This is a genomic window from Gudongella ferriphila (assembly GCF_046224405.1).
Taxonomy (GTDB): Bacteria; Bacillota; Clostridia; order Tissierellales; family Tissierellaceae; genus Gudongella.
Genome location: NZ_JBJXRK010000052.1, coordinates 1 through 4,887 on the forward strand (window position 1 = coordinate 1; position 4,887 = coordinate 4,887).

The 4,887-nt window shown below is 39.3% G+C and carries 10 protein-coding genes; 2 read left to right on the plus strand and 8 right to left on the minus strand.

The window, feature by feature from the left end; genetic code table 11:
- The 8 genes from ACKVDP_RS13520 to ACKVDP_RS13555 all read right to left on the minus strand — a co-directional run.
- Positions 1-348: hypothetical protein (locus ACKVDP_RS13520; protein ID WP_458306252.1), on the minus strand; the 348-nt coding region annotated here is incomplete at its 3' end.
- A gap of 3 nt (positions 349-351) precedes the next feature.
- The gene (locus ACKVDP_RS13525) at positions 352-900 is read right to left on the minus strand and encodes a host-nuclease inhibitor Gam family protein (protein WP_409229430.1); all 549 of its coding nucleotides are present in this window, start codon (positions 898-900) and stop codon (positions 352-354) included.
- A 65-nt stretch (positions 901-965) separates the two neighbouring features.
- A complete protein-coding gene (locus ACKVDP_RS13530) occupies positions 966-1,241 on the minus strand; it encodes a hypothetical protein (RefSeq protein ID WP_409229431.1) in 276 nt (91 codons plus the stop codon).
- A 1-nt stretch (position 1,242) separates the two neighbouring features.
- Complete coding sequence (locus ACKVDP_RS13535) at positions 1,243-1,404, minus strand: hypothetical protein (protein ID WP_409229432.1); 162 nt, start codon at positions 1,402-1,404, stop codon at positions 1,243-1,245.
- 101 nt (positions 1,405-1,505) lie between these two features.
- Complete coding sequence (locus tag ACKVDP_RS13540; protein WP_409229433.1) at positions 1,506-1,727, minus strand: hypothetical protein; 222 nt, start codon at positions 1,725-1,727, stop codon at positions 1,506-1,508.
- Positions 1,728-2,015: a DNA gyrase gene (locus tag ACKVDP_RS13545; RefSeq protein WP_409229434.1), complete on the minus strand. Its 288-nt coding sequence runs from the start codon at positions 2,013-2,015 to the stop codon at positions 1,728-1,730. It lies immediately after the preceding gene.
- Between the two features lie 85 nt (positions 2,016-2,100).
- Positions 2,101-2,241, minus strand: a complete 141-nt coding sequence (locus ACKVDP_RS13550) for a hypothetical protein (protein ID WP_409229435.1) — start codon at positions 2,239-2,241, stop codon at positions 2,101-2,103.
- Between the two features lie 139 nt (positions 2,242-2,380).
- Complete coding sequence (locus ACKVDP_RS13555; RefSeq protein WP_409229436.1) at positions 2,381-2,578, minus strand: helix-turn-helix transcriptional regulator; 198 nt, start codon at positions 2,576-2,578, stop codon at positions 2,381-2,383.
- Positions 2,579-2,752: 174 nt separating this feature from the next.
- Between ACKVDP_RS13555 and ACKVDP_RS13560 the strand changes: the two genes are divergently transcribed.
- Together ACKVDP_RS13560 and ACKVDP_RS13565 are read left to right on the plus strand one after the other, a co-directional pair.
- Positions 2,753-3,115 carry a helix-turn-helix domain-containing protein gene (locus ACKVDP_RS13560; protein ID WP_409229437.1) on the plus strand — a complete coding sequence of 121 codons (363 nt, stop codon included), beginning with the start codon at positions 2,753-2,755 and terminating at the stop codon, positions 3,113-3,115.
- A gap of 232 nt (positions 3,116-3,347) precedes the next feature.
- Positions 3,348-4,868 (plus strand): recombinase family protein, encoded by a 1,521-nt coding sequence (locus ACKVDP_RS13565; protein WP_409229438.1) that lies wholly within the window; start codon positions 3,348-3,350, stop codon positions 4,866-4,868.
- Positions 4,869-4,887 lie beyond the last annotated feature (19 nt).

A 4,887-nucleotide genomic window follows, 5' to 3' on the forward strand; every position in this document is an offset into this window, starting at 1 on the left:
TGTCAATGCACTCCCATATGCCCTGCTGATTTCATCCATCTGCCCATAGTAAGCCCAATCAATCTTTAATACTTCATCAGGTTTATCCCCATTTATCCATGTGTAGCTCATTTCTCCTGATACGATAAAGTCGGTCACTTCCTTGCCTTTCGATGTCTTATAATTATGGAGATGATGTTCTCCTAACTTAGTGGATGGAATAAGAAGGAGATTCAACTCGTTCATCTTGTCTCTTATTTTGGCAAGCACCTGGTCGCCAGTTACATATTTGTAGTTATAGCCCTTGCCATCTTTTTGGAATCCCTTGGCAACCTTTCTGACCTCCACTATCTTTTGGTATAAATTCACTGATTACACCTCCTTAAATTCCAATGTAGGCGGTCTGTCTACAACCTCTACTCCATCGACTATCTCGCCAGTGTCCTTATATACAAGTTGTCCGCCTGCTATTTGAGTATTCTTTTTCAGGTCAGCCCATTTCACCGATTCCTTAACCTCGATATAGTCATTAAGCTGCGATCCCTTAACCCACTTTACAAGGGTGTCATTGTCCCTTTTATACTCTGGACTTGGGTATTTTTTGACTATCTCTCCTGATGGCAATCTGTATTTCTCCTGGGTCTTGGTTTTCTTCTTTGCCTTGTCATCAAGGGTTTCAAAATATTCTAGTAGGTAGGAATCTCTTCTGGCGATCTTGTTCTCCTTCTCGTTTCTGACCTTCTCCAATTTCTCTTTCAAAACCTCTATCTTATTGATAAGACTTATTTCATACCTGCTTATCTCATATAGTTCCTCGTTAACCTTATCAATAAGCCATTCCGCCTCGGCATCGTTTGTGATTCTCCATCTTTCTTCTTGTTCCTCTTCGGTTAAGTCCATGAATTTTATATAATCTAACATTGTTATATCCTCCTTTATTTGGTATACTTAAATTGGTTGGTTGGTCTTGCGATTGCAGGGCCTTCTTATTTTTTTAAGGCTTCTATGATTGTGTTTAGGTCCTTGGTAATCTCGTACACCCCATACATGGACCTTCTGCCATTTACAAGGTTGTCCTTGATTGCTTCAAGTGAGCCTATAACCTTGTCATTTACGCTTTCTTGCTTTTCAACAACTCCGTCATAGAATTTCATCCCTGATACATCAAGGGCCTTGTCTGTTGACCCATCGACTACATATATTTGATAGTCCAGATCGCCGCCGCTTGCTACCTCATAAAGTAAATCTCTAGCTTTTATCATCTCAATCCTCCTTATAGTTGGTTTCTTCCAGGATGTATCTCTCAACCTCCTGGATGAACCTAAATTCGTAATAGCTGAGTGTCAATCTTTCCTTTACCTCGTCAAACCTGCGTGTTATCTCTTTGTGATTCTCTGTTTCAATCAATCTTTGCAGGCTTTCCATTTACTCCGCCTCCTTAAGTTTCCAAAGTGCTACCTTTCTTTCTGTTCGTGTCTCAAACTTTGTCCCTACTACCTCTACAAGCTCCATGTCCTTTAATTCAATCATTCGGTTTCCTCCTTCAACTGCCAAGTAAATTTAAATTTATTTGGGTCATTTAACCCAGACAAATGCCTGCCCTTGACATTTTTGTGTTTTGTTATCGTTTCCAATATTTCGCCTAATATACTTGCATAGTATTTTGGATGTTCCCTAATTTCATGCACTTCATAATCATGCAATGGTATTTCTATTTTGATATGCAGTGAGTTTCTAGGATTTCTCACTTATTCCGCCTCCTTCAACTTCCATACTGCAACCTTGCGGTCAGTCCTGCCCTCATACTTCTTACCAATTACCTCAACCTCCCCCATCTCTTTAAGCTCTGTAAGCCTGGGTGAAACAAAGTTCCTGTCATAGTAGGGGATAACCCTTCTGTATAATAAGGCTTGTGTTATCTCGTGCGCTGTCTTGGCGCCCTGTTCCAGTACCTCCATGATTAAGGCTTTTCTGTCTGATTTCTTAGGCTTAATCTGTTCGTGTGATTCTCTGCGTGTTTCTCGTGTTATACTCATATCAGGCTCATTCCTCCCCCTAGCATCATCTTTACCATGTATCTTTCTAATGTCTTTCCAGTGATTAAGTCTTTCCAGTATCTGCTCACTCTATCCCTCCTAACACCATGGCCCACATCACCACTGTCGGGAATGCCATGTAAATGAATCCGTCATAGTTGTTATTACTTTTTATTGCCTCTTTGATTGTTTTGATCGTTAAGATGCTAACTGCTATCCATTTCATATTGGCTCCCCCTTGAATAGTGCCAGATTGATTTTCTCCATCTCTTCTATTGCTTTTTTGAGTTCTTCCAGTGTTGTTATTCCATTTTCTTTCAGGTATTGTTCCATTGGCATTACCTCCTTTATATACAAATGGCATATTATTGATTAAAAAAAATATCGTCTGCTGACTTATCAAGTACAGTGCATATCTTTGCGATCTCTTCCTCAACAAATGCCCTCTTGCCATTCTCCTTCAGGTTGTAGGCCATCAGTGACAATCCTATTGCTTGAGCAAGCTCCTGTTGTGTCATATCTCTTTCTGCTCTTGCCTGCTTGAGCTTAAAATTTGCCTTCATTTCTTCACCTCCTTAAACTCATTATTTATTCCTCTTGTGTATATTATATACCATATGTATATATTGTCAACCCCTTTTTAAAAGAAAAATATCTTTTTGTTATATTTTATTACAAGCGAATAATTTTATTGTATAATCTGGAATATGGGTATACATAAGTTGGAGGTATGCAAAATGAATAATTTATTTGGTAAGAGATTAAGGATGCTTAGGAGGGAAAAGGACATTGTAATGACAGATTTAGCAGATGCATTAGATTTGACACAAGCTACTTTATCAAAATATGAGAATGGAAAGAGAATCCCTAATATTGAGATATTGCAGCGATTTGCAAAATACTTTAATGTTTCTAGTGATTATCTGCTGGGAAAGACAGACAACAGAGAGCCATACCATGAGGACGCTGAGGACTACATACAAGAGTTGCGTGATCTGGTGGCTAAAGAGGGCTACGATATTTCAGACCTGAGTAATCAAGAATTAGCTGATAAGATTATTAAAGCCTTCAAGCTTGACGAGTTATACAAAAGCGACTAATCCAAATGGGCTAGTCGCTTAACTCTTTTACTATGTATTTTTTTGACTTTTGTAGCAGTTGTTCCCTCTCTTCAGGTGAGAGGCTCTTTACTAAGCGTGATAATTTTTCCATATTCTCCCCCTTGTCCGAATGTATGTTCTGTTGTGTATATCTTAATATACTGACAATTCAATGTCAACAACTACATCATAATATAGTTACGGAATTATTTAAACAACAGGAGGTAAAAATATGAAGTCTGCAATATACATAAGAGTAAGTACAACAATGCAGATAGACAAGGATTCCCTGCCAATGCAAAGAACAGATTTAATCAACTATTGCAAGTATGCCCTTAACATAGAGGATTATGAGATATTCGAGGATGCTGGATACTCAGGAAAGGATACTGACAGGCCGGCATATCAGCATATGATGGACAGGATAAGACAGGGTGAGTTTTCCCATCTTCTAGTCTGGAAGATAGACAGGATTAGCAGGAATCTTCTTGATTTTGCTGGAATGTATCAGGAGTTAAAGAAGTTTAATATAATATTTGTATCTAAAAATGAACAGTTTGACACCTCAACCGCCATGGGTGAGGCCATGCTTAACATTACCCTTGTGTTTGCTGAGCTTGAAAGGAAGTTGACAGCCGAGAGGGTACTATCTACCATGGTATCACGAGCCTCTAAGGGCCTTTTTAACGGTGGAGTTGTGCCAATGGGATATAAGCTATCAGATAAGGGAGATTTCCCCTCTATCGAGCCATCAGAGGCCCACGCGATACAATTAATCTATGACCTTTATGAGAAACACCAATCAACCAACACAGTGATGCACGAATTAAACCGCCTGGGAGTTAAGACAAGGCAAGGGAATGACTTTTCTGACCGTACACTTATAAAGATTATACGAAACCCATTTTACAAAGGTACTTTCCGTTATAATTACCGAGATGGTGACAATACATATATGAAAAGTGAAGATGAGTGGATTCTTATTGAGGATAATCACGAGGGCATCATCTCTGTGGATCAGTGGGAGAGGTGCAACGAGATAATGAATCACAACAGCAGGGACACATCCAGATTCAGACGTGGGGAGATTCACCTATTTAGTGGGCTATTAAGATGCTCAAGCTGTGGGAGGATTATGTCTGCTCACCTTGGACCAAAGAGAAAGGACGGAACATCACCCACAAAGTATAGGTGTCATTCAAGGAGTTTGGGGATTGAGTGTCACGCTTCACCTTATGTTTTTGTTGAGAGGCGGATTGCTCCTGTAATCTTTCAAAGCATAGCTGACATAGCCCAGGGCAAGAAGGTAATCACCAGACAGGCTGATGATGTACTCACCTATACCATTGACGGTGAGAAGGTGAATGTTACACATGGATTCATTGATGGTGAGAGGGAGAAATATAGAAAGGCCCTTGCAAGGCTTAACGATCTCTACCTGTTTAGTGGTATGAGTGAAAAGGATTACCTCTTGAAAAAGGCATCCATAGAAAAGAAGTTGCAGGAATTGAAGGACATCCAGATTGACAAGCCCAAGAGAATTGATGATGATTTTCTAAAGCTTGCCAGCTACTACATGATTAACAAGGAGTTTATGACAAAAAAGAAAATCAACTATAAAAAGATAATTGAGAATGTAGACAAGAAGGTTATGAGGGAGTTTTTGAACACAATAATACACGAGATTAAAATCACCGATGGCCAGGTGGAATCAATAACCTATGCCAATGGTAATGTTTTGATGCTTAGATAGAACAATCCATCTCCATCGT

Excerpts from the sequence above, each read along its gene's own strand:
- ACKVDP_RS13530 (WP_409229431.1), bottom strand. The coding sequence starts at position 1,241 with ATGATAAAAGCTAGAGATTTACTTTATGAGGTAGCAAGCGGCGGCGAT.
- ACKVDP_RS13555 (WP_409229436.1), bottom strand. The coding sequence starts at position 2,578 with ATGAAGGCAAATTTTAAGCTCAAGCAGGCAAGAGCAGAAAGAGATATG.
- ACKVDP_RS13550 (WP_409229435.1), bottom strand. The coding sequence starts at position 2,241 with ATGAAATGGATAGCAGTTAGCATCTTAACGATCAAAACAATCAAAGAG.
- ACKVDP_RS13545 (WP_409229434.1), bottom strand. The coding sequence starts at position 2,015 with ATGAGTATAACACGAGAAACACGCAGAGAATCACACGAACAGATTAAG.
- ACKVDP_RS13525 (WP_409229430.1), bottom strand. The coding sequence starts at position 900 with ATGTTAGATTATATAAAATTCATGGACTTAACCGAAGAGGAACAAGAA.
- ACKVDP_RS13560 (WP_409229437.1), top strand. The coding sequence starts at position 2,753 with ATGAATAATTTATTTGGTAAGAGATTAAGGATGCTTAGGAGGGAAAAG.
- ACKVDP_RS13565 (WP_409229438.1), top strand. The coding sequence starts at position 3,348 with ATGAAGTCTGCAATATACATAAGAGTAAGTACAACAATGCAGATAGAC.
- ACKVDP_RS13535 (WP_409229432.1), bottom strand. The coding sequence starts at position 1,404 with ATGGAAAGCCTGCAAAGATTGATTGAAACAGAGAATCACAAAGAGATA.